The organism is Acinetobacter sp. 24-47-66 (genome assembly GCF_056779755.1).
The window spans coordinates 20,311-34,164 of the sequence record NZ_JBWYIL010000011.1; the positions used below are offsets into that span (position 1 = coordinate 20,311).

Annotated in this window: 14 protein-coding genes; 8 read left to right on the forward strand and 6 right to left on the reverse strand. The window is 38.0% G+C overall.

The window, feature by feature from the left end; all coding sequences use genetic code 11:
- Positions 1 to 39: 39 nt before the first annotated feature.
- The 4 genes from AC1M84_RS10650 to AC1M84_RS10665 form a co-directional block, all read right to left on the reverse strand.
- On the reverse strand, positions 40 to 1,143 hold the full coding sequence (locus AC1M84_RS10650; protein WP_035269249.1) for a cell division protein ZipA C-terminal FtsZ-binding domain-containing protein: 1,104 nt from the start codon (positions 1,141 to 1,143) through the stop codon (positions 40 to 42).
- A gap of 1 nt (position 1,144) precedes the next feature.
- Complete coding sequence (gene smc / locus AC1M84_RS10655) at positions 1,145 to 4,597, reverse strand: chromosome segregation protein SMC (RefSeq protein ID WP_035269251.1); 3,453 nt, start codon at positions 4,595 to 4,597, stop codon at positions 1,145 to 1,147.
- A gap of 10 nt (positions 4,598 to 4,607) precedes the next feature.
- Positions 4,608 to 5,303 carry a GntR family transcriptional regulator gene (locus AC1M84_RS10660; protein ID WP_035269253.1) on the reverse strand — a complete coding sequence of 232 codons (696 nt, stop codon included), beginning with the start codon at positions 5,301 to 5,303 and terminating at the stop codon, positions 4,608 to 4,610.
- 162 nt (positions 5,304 to 5,465) lie between these two features.
- Positions 5,466 to 6,266 (reverse strand): sulfite exporter TauE/SafE family protein, encoded by an 801-nt coding sequence (locus AC1M84_RS10665; RefSeq protein WP_481593572.1) that lies wholly within the window; start codon positions 6,264 to 6,266, stop codon positions 5,466 to 5,468.
- Positions 6,267 to 6,293: 27 nt separating this feature from the next.
- Between AC1M84_RS10665 and AC1M84_RS10670 the strand changes: the two genes are divergently transcribed.
- The 3 genes from AC1M84_RS10670 (at position 6,294) to AC1M84_RS10680 (ending at position 8,383) form a co-directional block, all read left to right on the forward strand.
- The gene (locus AC1M84_RS10670; protein WP_092767469.1) at positions 6,294 to 7,046 is read left to right on the forward strand and encodes a biotin--[acetyl-CoA-carboxylase] ligase; all 753 of its coding nucleotides are present in this window, start codon (positions 6,294 to 6,296) and stop codon (positions 7,044 to 7,046) included.
- Positions 7,047 to 7,072: 26 nt separating this feature from the next.
- Positions 7,073 to 7,813, forward strand: coding sequence for a type III pantothenate kinase (locus AC1M84_RS10675; protein WP_481593576.1), 741 nt, complete (start codon positions 7,073 to 7,075; stop codon positions 7,811 to 7,813).
- 102 nt (positions 7,814 to 7,915) lie between these two features.
- Positions 7,916 to 8,383 carry a hotdog fold domain-containing protein gene (locus tag AC1M84_RS10680; protein WP_481593571.1) on the forward strand — a complete coding sequence of 156 codons (468 nt, stop codon included), beginning with the start codon at positions 7,916 to 7,918 and terminating at the stop codon, positions 8,381 to 8,383.
- A 30-nt stretch (positions 8,384 to 8,413) separates the two neighbouring features.
- Here the strand turns inward: AC1M84_RS10680 and AC1M84_RS10685 are convergent, their stop codons facing one another.
- Complete coding sequence (locus AC1M84_RS10685; RefSeq protein WP_481593570.1) at positions 8,414 to 8,968, reverse strand: RBBP9/YdeN family alpha/beta hydrolase; 555 nt, start codon at positions 8,966 to 8,968, stop codon at positions 8,414 to 8,416.
- Between the two features lie 123 nt (positions 8,969 to 9,091).
- Complete coding sequence (ffh, locus tag AC1M84_RS10690; RefSeq protein ID WP_035269264.1) at positions 9,092 to 10,498, reverse strand: signal recognition particle protein; 1,407 nt, start codon at positions 10,496 to 10,498, stop codon at positions 9,092 to 9,094.
- 143 nt (positions 10,499 to 10,641) lie between these two features.
- Between ffh and AC1M84_RS10695 the strand changes: the two genes are divergently transcribed.
- The 5 genes from AC1M84_RS10695 to AC1M84_RS10715 all read left to right on the forward strand — a co-directional run bounded on the left by AC1M84_RS10695 (position 10,642) and on the right by AC1M84_RS10715 (position 13,834).
- Positions 10,642 to 11,451, forward strand: coding sequence for a cytochrome C assembly family protein (locus tag AC1M84_RS10695; protein ID WP_481593569.1), 810 nt, complete (start codon positions 10,642 to 10,644; stop codon positions 11,449 to 11,451).
- Between the two features lie 356 nt (positions 11,452 to 11,807).
- Positions 11,808 to 12,221, forward strand: coding sequence for a type IV pilin protein (locus AC1M84_RS10700; protein WP_481587214.1), 414 nt, complete (start codon positions 11,808 to 11,810; stop codon positions 12,219 to 12,221).
- A 1-nt stretch (position 12,222) separates the two neighbouring features.
- Positions 12,223 to 12,750: a pilus assembly FimT family protein gene (locus AC1M84_RS10705; protein WP_092767479.1), complete on the forward strand. Its 528-nt coding sequence runs from the start codon at positions 12,223 to 12,225 to the stop codon at positions 12,748 to 12,750.
- Positions 12,722 to 13,168, forward strand: coding sequence for a PulJ/GspJ family protein (locus AC1M84_RS10710; protein WP_092767481.1), 447 nt, complete (start codon positions 12,722 to 12,724; stop codon positions 13,166 to 13,168). Before AC1M84_RS10705 ends, AC1M84_RS10710 begins: the two co-directional genes overlap by 29 nt.
- A 3-nt stretch (positions 13,169 to 13,171) precedes the next feature.
- On the forward strand, positions 13,172 to 13,834 hold the full coding sequence (locus AC1M84_RS10715; RefSeq protein WP_092767483.1) for a PilW family protein: 663 nt from the start codon (positions 13,172 to 13,174) through the stop codon (positions 13,832 to 13,834).
- Positions 13,835 to 13,854 lie beyond the last annotated feature (20 nt).

The following is a 13,854-nucleotide window of genomic DNA, read 5'->3' on the forward strand; positions in this document are numbered from 1 at the left end:
ATAAATGACTTTACACAAATTCAGTAAGTCACCTAGGGATTAAACAGCTTGACCTGATCTATAGTCGATCGCTTTATGGCGCCAGTGTTCTTTTAACTGCGGTGTAAATTCAAGATTATTTTCGTCATAGACGGTACCATCTGTTTCACGTGCAATAAGCCCTGCAATACTCACCATACTGTCATAGCCTTTTTGAACATTATGATGCGGTAATGCTAAGAAGAATGCTAAACCTTGAACTTGTTCACCGGATAATGTTTCTAAATCGAAACCTGCAGGACCCTGATCTGTGATTCTGAGTACGGAAAACAGCAATGGGCTGACTGCATCAGGAGTTTCATAACGATGGAAACAGTTCATTTCGCCAAAGCGCAATCCATATTTCATTAACACTTTCAAAGCTTTATCACCTGAAAGTGCTTTTCGAGGGTTCGGATACATATTCAAACTAATAATGTATTCGGCATTTGCTAAAGCACTTTCATCATCAAAACGTTGCTGTTCATGTAAATGCACATCCAAGATGCTGCTTTCCTCTTCAAATTCTTTGATTTCAGCAGTTTGAATATTCGGATTTAATACAAAACTTGGCTCAACTTTTTTAGAGTCTTCAATTGTAGTTTCTACGATTGAATCTTTGGAAATAAGATCTGCACTTTGAGTGTCTGTTACACCATCAATCGACTGAGCTTTACTCTCGACTGTTTCTGTATTTTTTTCTAGTGGGTCAGTCTCAGTGCTGTCCGAGTTTTTACTGGAGTCGAGCAGAGATTTACTTTCTTTCTCTGCAAGGTCTACTGAAGTATTCAGTTGCACTGTATCTACCACTTCTACAGTTTTTTGAATATTTTCAGGCGTCTTTGTAGCATGCTGATCAGCTGTTTGATCCACTCGAGCCACATCACTCGCTTCAATGTCTTTCAAACTTGGTTCTACACGCTCAGAAGAAGCCAATGGTGCGGCTTGCGCCTGTAAAAGACTACGAACATGACGAGGAATGACGGGTTGATTACATTGTTCATTTATATGTAATTCAGCATCTAATGACGGTGCTGCATCACTCGGCTTGCGCAGGATCATAAACAACCCTATGCAACAGATCACGATTGCGATCACAATTCCGATAATGGTACTGATTTCCATATTAAGACTCCGCAGCTAAACCGTATTCTTTCGCTTCTTCTAGATCAACAGTGACTAACTTCGATGTTCCTGGCTCAGGCATTGTTACACCAAGTAAGTCAGTAGCCATCGTCATCGCAACTTTATTGTGTGTAATGTAAATGAATTGGACCTGTTCAGAAAGCTCTTTTACTAAATTACAAAAACGTCCAACATTTGCATCATCTAACGGTGCATCAACCTCATCCAATACACAAAATGGTGCTGGATTCAGTCGAAATATAGCAAAAACTAATGCTAGTGCTGTTAGTGCTTTTTCACCGCCTGATAACAATGCTAAAGAACTATTTCGCTTTCCTGGTGGTCGAGCCATTAGCTTTACACCAGATTGCCAATCATCTTCTAAACTTAAACTTGCTTCACCACCATTAAACACCTTTGGGAATAAGTTTTGCAATTCCGCATTTACTTGATCAAAGGTAGTCATGAATAGCTTTTTAGTTTCTTGATCAATGCTTTTCATCGCATCCTTTAATTGTGCGACTGTTTTTTCAAGATCTTCAATTTGATGGCTTAAATCTTCATAGCGCTTTGATACTTCTTCATACTCTTCTGAAGCTGCTAAGTTCACAGCGCCTATTTTGTCAAACTGACGCTGTGCCTGCTCTAACTGCTGTTGGTGCTGACTCAAATCAATTTTCACATTTTCTAATAATTCTGCATTAAGCTCTTTTAATTGTTCAGCATAATGTTGTAAATCAGATTTAGCCACTTGCCATGCTAAACGCTTCTCTTCTAACTGGGTTCTAAAGTGCTCATCACTTTGCTGATGATTTAACCGTAGCTCCGTCAATTTTTGTTGCTTAGACTGTATTTCATTAAGTTCGACTTGCCATGAGGACCAAGTCTTTTGTAACTTTTCAGTCTGCTGCTTTTGAACCTCATATTGGCTTTGCAAAGTGGGTAATTCTAATTGAATCGGATCCACGAAATTTTTAGCTTGTGTAATTTGAGTGATGATCTGCTGATATTGCGTTTTTAGAAAACTTGCATCTTTTTCCAACAGCTCAATTTGTTGCTGATTTTGCGTATGAGTACGGCGGTTTGTTTCTAACTCTTGTTGTTTTTTGTAGACTAAGTCCTGAAGATGCTCAACCTGATCATTCAATTCTTCAACTTGAAACTCTAAGGTTTTGTAGTGTGGAAGATTGTGTTCAATTTTAAGCATCAATGCATGTAAATCGATTTCCAAATCATCTTTTTGCATCGCATCTTCTTCAAGCTGCGCATCAAGTTGAGCAATTTGTGACTCGATGTGTAGATTTTGCGACTCGAAAGCCTGCTGAGCCATTTGCTGTTTTGCAATCTTCACTTCAACTTGGTGAGCAAGGGCTTGATGATTTTTTAACGCTTTTTGCAACTCCGTACATTCACTATTTTTTTGTTCAAGCTTTAATTGCATCTCAGCGAGTTCGAGCGTCATTGACTCATGTGCTTTCACCATTTGTGTCAACTCTGAATCAATTTCATCTAATCGAATTCGGTGGCTAAGTGCTCCTTGAGCATCTTGACTCGACTCATCAAAGTACAGACCAATCATCCAGTCAGGACCCATATGATAGCCATCCAAACTTAAAATAGACTCACCTTGTTTTAATTGAGGCTGTAATTGAAGCGCCTGCTCAAAATCTTGAGCTATCGCAACGTTTAACCATAATGAGTTTTGGGGGAAATCAATCCAGCTCGCTAATGTGGGTAAACCAAGTACAGTCCCAGATACATCTTGCTGAATAACTTTTAATTGACGGGCAGATTCGGTCTGAAATAAATCTTCACTCTTTAACGTATTCGCATGCAGCCACTTTGACAGAAATTTTTCGACCAATGCTGCAAATGGTTTCGCCTGATCTTTTAGCTTCAAAATTTGCATTAAAGGGTCATTGCTCTTCGATGCATGTCGACTGACTTTCACCACAAGCTGTTGTAATTGTTTTTGTTCAGATTTCAAAATCTGTATGTGTGAATTCAAATCTGTGCATTTACTTTTTTGCTCAGTCAATGAGATTTGATCACGTTTCAATTGAGTTTCTAATTTCTCAATTCTTTCTTCTAGACGAACGATTTCAATCTGTACATCATTTTTTTCATGCAGGAGATTGTCAATATCATCCTGTTCATACTGTGCTTGATTTTGAGATTTTTGTTCGAGCAAAGTTTGTTTTTGCTGCTCAATTCGAAGCACATTTTTAGCCAATTGATCACTCTGCGCCAACATTTGTGCACGTTGCTGTTGTTGCTTTTCAACCAATGCTTTTATTTCAGAAAATGATTTTTGCGCTTCAAGTTGCTTTGCCTTCAGCTCATTGAATTGTTGTAAATCAAGCTGTGCATTTGATTCAGTATCACTCAATGTTGTTGCTTGATGTTCTTGCTGGAGGATCAAATCTTCCAACTGAATATCAATCAGTTGCATCCGCTCTTTGGTTTGTATTTTTTGCTCTTCAAGCTGCTTTAAAGTTAAAGTATTTTGAGCAAACAATTGCTGTTTTTGATCCAAATTGGCTTGTAATTCAGCCAGCTTTTTTTCAGCTTGTTGCCATTCTTGCTGAAGTGGTGTGGATTGTTGCATTAATCGCTGAAATAACTCATTTGTTGCTGTTAAATCATGCTCAACAGTGGTGAGTTCAGAACGAACAAGCTTAAATTGCTCACCCAATTCAGTCATTTCAGTTGTATATTCTTGTTGAATTCGTTCACTTTGATGGCATTGAAATGAAAGTATCTCAACTTTCAAAGTTCGAATTTCAGTCTCTAAAGCTTTATATTGAAGTGCAGCTTCTGCTTGACGCTTTAGTGTCTTTAATTGGGATTTTAATTCAACAGCAATGTCATTTAGACGACTTAAATTTTGATGAGTATGTTCTAAATGTTGCATCGTCTCACGACGACGTGCTTGATAACGTGATACTCCAGCAGCTTCTTCGATATAAACGCGCATTTCATCTGGTTTTGCATCGACCAAACGGTTAATCATGCCTTGTTCAATAATCGCATACGAACGAGGACCTAAGCCTGTTCCTAAAAAAATATCTGTAATATCACGGCGGCGGCATTTTGTACCATTAAGAAAATATTCAGATTTACCATCGCGATTGACTTGGCGACGTACCGCCAACTCACTATAAGCGTTATATGCTCCACCTAATTTTCCATAGGTATTTTCGAAGCGTAATTCTACACTCGCCATTCCCACTGGTTTACGCTTTGCTGTCCCAGTAAAAATGACATCCTGCATACTTCCACCACGTAACTGGCGTGCGCTTGACTCTCCCATCACCCATCGGATTGCATCGATGACGTTGGATTTACCACAACCATTTGGTCCCACGACTGCGGTACGGTTGGCTTTAAATTGTAAGGTGCTGCTATCCGCAAAAGATTTAAAGCCAGAGAGTTTTAAGCTGCTTAATCGCATAGTGTCCTGATTATCTGCGCGATCTCCGCGCCCAAGCTAGTTCAATTTGTTTCATTCGTGTCAGTGACTCTAACACTAGATTGCGCAAGTGTCGGCAAAAATCTTCCATAAATAAAGTAGCTTGTTGTGATTTTCGGATCAAAATTGCATCGATCACGAGCTTAATTAATTCAAGTGCTTCTTGGAGCTCTCTACGCGAAGTATTTAAGGTTAAAAAATAACTACGACGTATAGATGGCAACAGTTCGCGATAAAACTTCATTAAGTAAGGGTTGGCTACCATATCTTGTTGCTTAGCTAAAAATTGAAATACACCATCGTAAAATTTTTCAGTATTACTTTGTTTAACTTGTTCAATTAAATATTGCAAAAGTTGCTGAAGCGCCTCAGCTTCATGATTACGCCAAGTTTCACTCATACGCTGGACGATCTGCCCTAACATAAGAGCACTCGTATCAAATAAAGCTCGCACTTGTTGGGCAGACATTTCTGACACAATTGCGCCGCGTCTTGGATAAATTTCAATTAAATGCGTGCGTTCAAGTAATAATAAAGCTTCACGTACCGAACCTCGACTCACGTCTAATTCTTTAGCGATACGCAATTCTTGTATACGTTCACCTTCGACCAATTCGCCACTAATAATCTGTTCACTTATATGTCTGGCTATTTGCTCTGAAAGGCTGTCCACTTCTTCCAATTGCATAATATTCCTATTTATTTTTTTACTCACACTTCATCAAGCATGATGCTATTTTATTGTTTTTATACCAATAGCATCATACTGACTATGTCTTTGTCTGACAATTTATCAAATTTTTAAGTCAATACACATCATTATTTTCGAGAATGATTTGGCATATTTTTCTCAAAATACGCCTTGATAAATAAAATAAATCCCTACAGTTGTAAGCAAAGATGCAAAACATTTTTTCAACATCGCTGCTGACAGTTTATGTGCAACTTTTGCTCCTACTTTTGCGGTGATAAAACTCATTACACTAATGCCAATGAATGCATAAACATGAACATATCCAATGGCATTTTCGATTTCAGCAGGTGCTTTTTGTCCGTAGAACATAAATCCAAATGCACCTGCTAAAGCAATCGGCAGTCCACATGCAGCAGATGTTGCAACAGCTTTTTGCATCACCACCCCATGATGATTTAAATAAGGTACGGTTAAACTTCCTCCACCGATCCCAAAAATTGCTGAAGCCACCCCAATTCCACTTCCCGCAGCCAATTGAGCAGGTACAGAAGGTAGTTGCTTAGATTGATCGACCACCACATTAGCACCACGGAACATACGGTATGCAACCCAAATTGCGAAACAACCGATAATCAATTGCAGCATTGGTCCAGAGATAATACTGGCCAATCCAGCACCAAAAAATGAACCCAGTACCAAACCTGGCGCTAAATTTTTAAATACTGACCATAGCACTGCACCTTTTTTATGATGTGCCATAACTGAGCTAATCGATGTGACCACAATCGTAGCTAATGATGTTCCAAGCGCCATGTGCATAATGACAGTTGGGTCATAACCCATTTGGGTAAATACAATAAATAAAATGGGTACGATGATTAATCCACCGCCCACGCCAAACAACCCTGCAGTAAAACCAGCGATTGCACCAATAGCTAAATATATGATTAACTCCATAAATCTTTTACTCTTCTCAGATTCAACATGGATTTAGAGACTCGCCACCTCAGTCAGCTTTTAACTGAAGCTCAACAACTTCCAGAAGTTTTACTGTTAAAACAGAGCACCACTTCAACCAATGATGAAGTACGCGCACTCATCAAAAAAGGTGTACAGGGTATTCTTGTATGCAGTGAGACTCAAACTCAGGGACGTGGACAACATCAACGACAATGGGTTTCCCCAGTCGGGAATATTTATTTAAGCACATTGCTAGAAACCAAAACACCCTTAGATGGTCGACTATCCCTTGAGATTGCACTTAATATTTTGCAAATTCCTTCATTTAAGTCATTGGATCATTTACAAATCAAATGGCCAAATGACCTTTATAGTGCGCAAGGCAAATGGGGTGGCATTTTGGTAGAGCCTGTAACCCCACATCAGGCGATTGTTGGTGTTGGTATTAATTTATTGCCTGTTTCTGATGCAGCAATCGAACAGCAAACCACATCAATCATGCAATTGGGTTTAGCTCATCCAAATCGAATTAAGATTATTTCAGAGCTTTATCTCGCAATCATGCAAGCTGGACAATGGTTTGAGCATGGAAGTTATAACCTCTCGGGACGTTTCAATCACTATGCTGCTTTTATGAATCAGACTGTAGAGTTTGAGCAAGTGAATAAAACAGTACAAGGTATCTTTAAAGGTATTGGAGATGATGGTCGAATTAATATTTTGACTGAACAAGGTTTAATCGGTTTGTATCAAGGGCGTTTACGCTTAAAAAAATAAAGAAAAGATAGGTCAGCGAATACATGATGAAACGTCTTTGGTTAGATATAGGCAATACGCGTTTAAAATATTGGATCACGGAAGGTGAGCAAATCTTGGAGCATGTGGCGGAGCTTCATCTACAATCTCCTGCGGACTTAATGTTGGGTCTCATCCAACACTTTAAATCTCAAAACCTATCAGAAGTCGGTATCTCATCTGTTCAAGACAAGAAAAATAACGATCGTATACTCAAAATTTTAAAACTGCTGGATATCCCAATTGTCGTCGCTAAAGTTCATCAAGAATATGCAGGACTCCAATGTGGATATACAGAACCGAATCAATTGGGTATCGATCGTTGGCTACAAGTTCTAGCGGTCGTCACCGATCCTCAAGAGAAATATTGCGTGATCAGTTGTGGAACGGCCTTAACAATTGATTTAGCAAATGGATTTACACATTTAGGGGGATATATCGTACCTAATCTCTATCTACAACGAGACTCACTTATTCAAAATACCAAAGGGATCAAAATCCCTGATGCTGCATTTGATGAGTTAAGTCCTGGGCAAAATACAATGGATGCTGTTCATCATGGTATTTTATTGGGATTGGTCAGTATGATCGAAAAAGTTTTAACAACATCTCCAAGAAAATTAATCCTTACAGGTGGAGATGCAGCACTTTTTGCTCAATATTTACAATCTTATGACCCGAAAATTGAAACCGATTTATTATTAAAAGGCTTACAACGCTATCTTGCTGTCACGCAACAAAAAACATAACTTGGTCATCAGGTCTGCTGAACTGAGTGTCTCTTAAAACAAAAAATTATTCACTCAGTGTCAGTACACACATCCAAAATATAAAAAAACAGGCTGAACAACATGAATAACAGGACGTTAAACGTTTGGAATATCGCGAAGGAACTGCCCTTTGGGAAAATACTTTTCAATCAAGTGATCCAACTCAAAGCACCTTATTTCAAGTCTATTCGCACGAAAATTATTGAATTGAGACCAGATTTTTGTCAGGTCCAGATGTCTAAAGAAAAAAGGGTTTTAAATCACCTCGATACTGTACATGCGATCGCATTGTGTAATTTGGCAGAGCTTACTGGTGGCCTAATGACAGAAGTTACTCTTCCACCAAGTCATCGATGGATACCCGACGGTATGCAAGTCAAATATATTAAAAAAGCTACGACCAATTTAATAGCAGTTGCTTATCCTCTGACGCCAATTCAAGCGGGGCAATCCATACCAAATAGATTTGTAGCGTGTGTCGAAGTCCATGATCAAAACCAAGCGCTTGTCTTTAGAGCAGAAATCACTATGTGGGTGACATCACGTTAAACACGTCAGTGAGAGCTTATAGCTTCTGAATTAATCTCGAATAATCTCAGCCCAGACCTCAGGCAATGCCGTACAACCTTCTGAATCAATAAAATGGCCTTGATGTTCAGCAGCAACGACATGTGCATCAATACTTTCAGCTTGCTGGAAACTAAATTTAGGCAGAACGCGCTCATCACCTTCAGAATAAATGACCACGCGATCATGAACTTGGTCACGAATGAGTTCAAAATCTATATCAGCAGCATCAATAAATGGATTGACTTGCTCAAGCCGCCCTAAACGTCCATTGAAACCAGCAACTAGAATTATTTTTTTGATTTTTTGGTTTAAAAGTACGTGGCTTAAGTAATGTAAAGTTGCAATACACCCGAGACTGTGAGCAACAAAAATTGTTTGATCATCAATTTGAGCTATTTGCTCTTTCATTTGTTGTTCCCACGTTCCTAATTGTGGCGTCTCAGAAGGATCTAATCTCAATACTTTTAATGGAATACCATACTGATCAGCTTGTTGTTGTATCCATGGAAACCAATTTTCTTCAGGGCTTGCCGTATATCCATGCACAACATAAACCTGTGTCATTTTCTTGCACTCTTGACTGTATTCTCAACATCATGAATTGATTATTTTTTAAACTAAATAGTAAGTTTGCAAAATTATGTAGCATGAAAAAAGGCGCCACAGCGCCTTTTTAAATTTTGGGAATTATTTTGGATCTTTTCCACCAAATAACGGACCAACGCCACCGCCGCCACCAAATTTCTTTTGCATACCGCTTAATGATTTCATCATTTTCGCCATACCCGATGGATTCGCAAATTTTTTCATCATTTTTGCCATTTGGGCATGTTGTTTGATCAGTTTATTGACTTCAGCAACATCCATACCACAACCTGCTGCGATACGTTTTTTACGGCTTGGATTCATCAAGTCAGGATTGCGACGCTCTTTGATGGTCATCGATTGAATAATCGCTTCCATTTTCTTCACTTGCTTTTCAGGATTTGCTTGAGCAATCGCATCCTGAATTCCTGAGTTACTCATGCCAGGCAACTTGTCTAAGAAGCCCATCATACCGCCCATTTTATTCATTTGTTCAAACTGCATCAGCATATCTTCAAAGTTGAAGCTGCCGCCTTTTTGCAGTTTTTTCGCCATTTTTTCAGCTTTTTCTTTGTCGACTTTACGTTCCAGCTCTTCGACCAAAGAAAGAACATCACCCATACCTAAGATACGTTGTGCTACACGCTCAGGATGGAATGGTTCAAGGGCATCGAGTTTCTCCCCCATCCCCAAGAATTTAATAGGCTTACCAGTAATTGCACGAACAGAAAGTGCCGCACCACCACGCGCATCACCATCAGTTTTTGTAAGAATCACACCGGTTAAAGGCAATGCATCATTGAATGCTTTTGCTGTATTTGCAGCATCCTGACCGGTCATTGCATCTACAACGAACAGTGTTTCTGTAGGATTAATCGCTGCATGCAATTCTTTAATTTCGCCCATCATATCGTCATCGATATGTAAACGACCTGCAGTATCGACAATCAATACATCCGCAAATTGAATTTTGGCTTGTTCAATTGCTCGGTTTGCAATCGTAATTGGCTTTTCATCAGCACTTGATTCAAAGAAAATCGCGCCGACTTCACCTGCTACAGTCTGGAGCTGCTTAATCGCCGCAGGACGATAGACGTCGGCAGAAACCATTGCGACTTTTTTCTTTTGACGCTCTTGTAAAAAACGAGCTAATTTTGCAGCAGTCGTCGTTTTACCTGCACCTTGTAAACCAGCCAATAAAACAACAACGGGAGGCTTTGCAGCAAGATCAAGACTTTCATTTGCCTCACCCATCATTTTGGTGAGTTCATCATGAACAATTTTGACGAATGCTTGGCCTGGAGATAACTGTGACATCACCTCTTGACCTAATGCCTCTTCCTTAACTTTCGCGATAAATTCACGAGTTACAGGAAGTGCAACATCGGCTTCAAGAAGTGCCATACGCACTTCGCGTAACGTATCTTTAATATTGTCTTCGGTCAGTTGCCCAGAGCCAGTAACATTTCTTAAACTCTGCGTGAGTCGTTCTGTTAAGGTATCAAACATTGCAAAATCCGCTTAAAATGGTTGTTGCAAAAAAATCTTTCTTAAAATAGAAAATTTATGCATAAGATGCTATAGGATACTGTAGTTCGTTTGGAATTTATATCTTATTAGATGAATATTCAGCATCCATAAAAAGGTTTGACATGATTAGCCTCCCTTTGGTTTACACAATTTTAGCATTGATCGCCTATACCACTGCCTTTTGGTATTTGTTTACCCATTTAATGACTAAACGTGTCCCTAATCATTGGTTTATCAGTCTCGTAGCTGGATTAGGCTTGATCTTGCATGCTGTCGTCTTATTGGTAGATATGAAAACGCCTTTCGGCATTAACTATAACGTTTTTAATCTCCTTTCATTTACTTCAGCACTCATGCTGTTATTGAGCCTGCTTTATAGCACTTATCGACCTGTACTTGCGCTAAATCTGATTGGAATACCAGTAGCTGCATTGGGTTTAATTTTAGGCTATTCCCTGAGCCAGCCTATACTTACACTTAAACAGAACACGTTTGGACTTGATGTCCATATTATTTTGTCACTCTCAGCTTATGCAGTGCTATTAATGGCAACAATTCACGCAGTTTTGTTGTGGTTACAAGATCGTGAGTTAAAAAACAAACAGAAACATCGTGTTTGGGTAAATCTATTACCCTCCTATCAAGCAATGGAATCTTTGTTATTCGATATGCTTGTTACAGGTTTCATTTTATTAAGTACTGCACTTATCTTCGGCTTTTTTACGATTGATGATTTTTTTGCACAGCATTTGGCACATAAAACAGCGTTTAGTATTGTCTCTTGGTTTGTTTACGGTGCACTTTTATTTGGACATTATCGTTTTGGTTGGCGCGGTCAAAAAGCGAGACGCTTTACCATTATTGGTTTTATTTTACTTGCAATAGGCTTTATTGGATCAAAATTTGTATTAGAAATGATTCTAGGAAAATAATAATTGTGTGATTTAAATCACAATAAATAATAATTAAATAAATATCACATCATATTAAATTTTATATATTTTAAATACATTTAAAATATAGGTAAATAAATTTTAAGTATAAATAAAATTTTCATATAAAAATATTGATAAAAATCAATTACTTAAAATAAGAAAATACATTAAACCTTTTTGATGATTTAATAAATAATAGTTAATATTATTTGAATTATTTAATTAATTAATATTAATAATCTGTTCATCGCTTAATAGCCCCCATTAATCCCCTATAAGTTGTTATTATTTAGGTTAGTAACTAATGTTACAGTTAGTAAATGGATATTTTTGATGATTATTTTGGGGTATGTATGAAATTGCAAAAAGGTTTTACCTTAATCGAATTAATGATCGTCATCATTATTGTTGCAATCTTGGCCGCAATTGCAGTACCAAGTTATCAAAACTACGTCACCAAAGCCAAAATCAAAGAAGCTCAATCAAATTTAATCGCACTTTCATTAGGTGCTGAAAATGCATATCAAAGAACACTAAACTACCCTAAAGAAACCTTGTCAAATACCAATGCAGTAAAAACTAAATTTACAACTTGGAATCCGAGTTCTGATTCATTTAATTTTACGTACACTTCATCAGATGGTGTGAATTATGCGGTTCAGGCAATAGGAACTGAAGCAAGAGTTTTAGGTTGTACATTAACACTCAAAAATGATGGAACTCGTACCGTGTCCGGTTGTGGTTCATATACTGACTGGGTGAAATAATATGCAAAATACTGGTTATAGAAAACAACTTGGTTTCACGCTGATCGAACTAATGATTACGATCGTTGTACTGGCTATTTTGTTATTTGTAGGTACTTCTTTAACCAGAGCTTGGGTAGATCAAAGTCATGTTGATGGAGCGCTAGCAGGTATTAAAAATGCGACTTATCAAGCCCGTTCTGCAGCAATTCGAAACACGAATAATCAAGAGTCTTCACTTGCAGCAGCATCTGTTTGTATAGATAAAACCCATCAAGAAATTAGAGTCATTCGTGTTGCTAAGGACAATACTGATGCGTGTTCAACAAGTGACGGCAACTCGCCTGACCAAAACTATATCCTTCAAAAAATCCCCTATGCATCGAATGTATTTTTCAAAGTAAACAATACAGAGTTTTATTGTCTATCTTTTAACTCGAATGGGATGTTGGTTGCTGCAAGTTCAGCATCAGCAACGTGCAATTCAAATTTAAATTTAACCGTTACAGTTGAGAAGAATAATGAATCAGCAAACATTCAAATCAACTAATCAACGTGGTTTCACATTGTTGGAGTCTCTTGTTGGTTTACTTATATTCTCGATTATTGTTTTTGGTAGCGGTTTAGCAATCAGCAAAATGTTGAACACGCAACGATATATGAACATTGACAATATAGTGATAAACGAACTGCAAAATCGCTTACAAACCATCACTATATCAACTGACTCAACTGATGTTTGTGCTTCATTCAATAACCAATCTACCGAAAGTAAATCGTTCACATTAAATGGTAATACCTACTACATTTATTGCAATTTGAATTCTGAAAATATTAGTGAAACGAGCGGTGTCGCAGGTACAAAAATTACATGGCCTGTGTTAGCTGCGAGTACAAATCAATCTAATGCCAAGACCTGCGCTGAAGACAGTATGGAAGGCTTAGATTGTTATCGAGTCGGGAGATAAATCATGAGTCAAAAAGGATTTACGCTCGTTGAGTTGATGGTTGGATTAGTCATTGCAATGTTATGCATGCTAATGATGCTCATGCTTTTTAAACAGACGACTCAAATTGGTATTAGTTCTTCTCGTGATTCGGAATACGATGCTCAAATACGAACAGCATTATCAGTTGCACAGAAGCTCGTTCAAAATGCAGGCTATGGTTCAGGAAAAACATCAGATATTGCTGTAGGAGTGGACACTCAAAATTTACCTGCTGTTTTCTGGCGAATGAATCCAGATCCTGTAACAAGCTTAATGTCTGCAAATACAACGATTAATTACAACTGTGAAGCATTAACTCAAGAAAAAGAAGGTGATACATATCGCTTAATCTTTCTTAAAAAGAATAACTGTGGGTCTGAAGCAGTATTAAATATAGAAACTTTTAGCCAACCTGATGAAAAACAGCATATTGTTTCCTTTAAGACCTTAGAAACAGGCACCGTTTTTAACTTTGTATTAACACCGGGAAATTGTACACCTTTTGGAATTGATAAAAACAACTCCAAAGGTACGCGCCAACTGACGATTACTGCTAATCGTCAATACGCAGATGAAATGCAAAATTCAAATATTGGTCAAACAGTGAGTAATACCGTTTGTCTTAATAACATTGTTAACCTTTAAGAGCGAGATTAAAGATGAAT

Bases quoted from the DNA above. Each gene is read 5' to 3' on its own strand.
- AC1M84_RS10705 (WP_092767479.1), top strand. From the start codon at position 12,223: ATGCAAAATACTGGTTATAGAAAACAACTTGGTTTCACGCTGATCGAA.
- AC1M84_RS10700 (WP_481587214.1), top strand. From the start codon at position 11,808: ATGAAATTGCAAAAAGGTTTTACCTTAATCGAATTAATGATCGTCATC.
- AC1M84_RS10670 (WP_092767469.1), top strand. From the start codon at position 6,294: ATGGATTTAGAGACTCGCCACCTCAGTCAGCTTTTAACTGAAGCTCAA.
- AC1M84_RS10715 (WP_092767483.1), top strand. From the start codon at position 13,172: ATGAGTCAAAAAGGATTTACGCTCGTTGAGTTGATGGTTGGATTAGTC.
- AC1M84_RS10660 (WP_035269253.1), bottom strand. From the start codon at position 5,303: ATGCAATTGGAAGAAGTGGACAGCCTTTCAGAGCAAATAGCCAGACAT.
- smc (WP_035269251.1), bottom strand. From the start codon at position 4,597: ATGCGATTAAGCAGCTTAAAACTCTCTGGCTTTAAATCTTTTGCGGAT.
- AC1M84_RS10685 (WP_481593570.1), bottom strand. From the start codon at position 8,968: ATGACACAGGTTTATGTTGTGCATGGATATACGGCAAGCCCTGAAGAA.
- AC1M84_RS10675 (WP_481593576.1), top strand. From the start codon at position 7,073: ATGAAACGTCTTTGGTTAGATATAGGCAATACGCGTTTAAAATATTGG.
- AC1M84_RS10710 (WP_092767481.1), top strand. From the start codon at position 12,722: ATGAATCAGCAAACATTCAAATCAACTAATCAACGTGGTTTCACATTG.
- AC1M84_RS10650 (WP_035269249.1), bottom strand. From the start codon at position 1,143: ATGGAAATCAGTACCATTATCGGAATTGTGATCGCAATCGTGATCTGT.
- AC1M84_RS10695 (WP_481593569.1), top strand. From the start codon at position 10,642: ATGATTAGCCTCCCTTTGGTTTACACAATTTTAGCATTGATCGCCTAT.
- ffh (WP_035269264.1), bottom strand. From the start codon at position 10,498: ATGTTTGATACCTTAACAGAACGACTCACGCAGAGTTTAAGAAATGTT.
- AC1M84_RS10680 (WP_481593571.1), top strand. From the start codon at position 7,916: ATGAATAACAGGACGTTAAACGTTTGGAATATCGCGAAGGAACTGCCC.
- AC1M84_RS10665 (WP_481593572.1), bottom strand. From the start codon at position 6,266: ATGGAGTTAATCATATATTTAGCTATTGGTGCAATCGCTGGTTTTACT.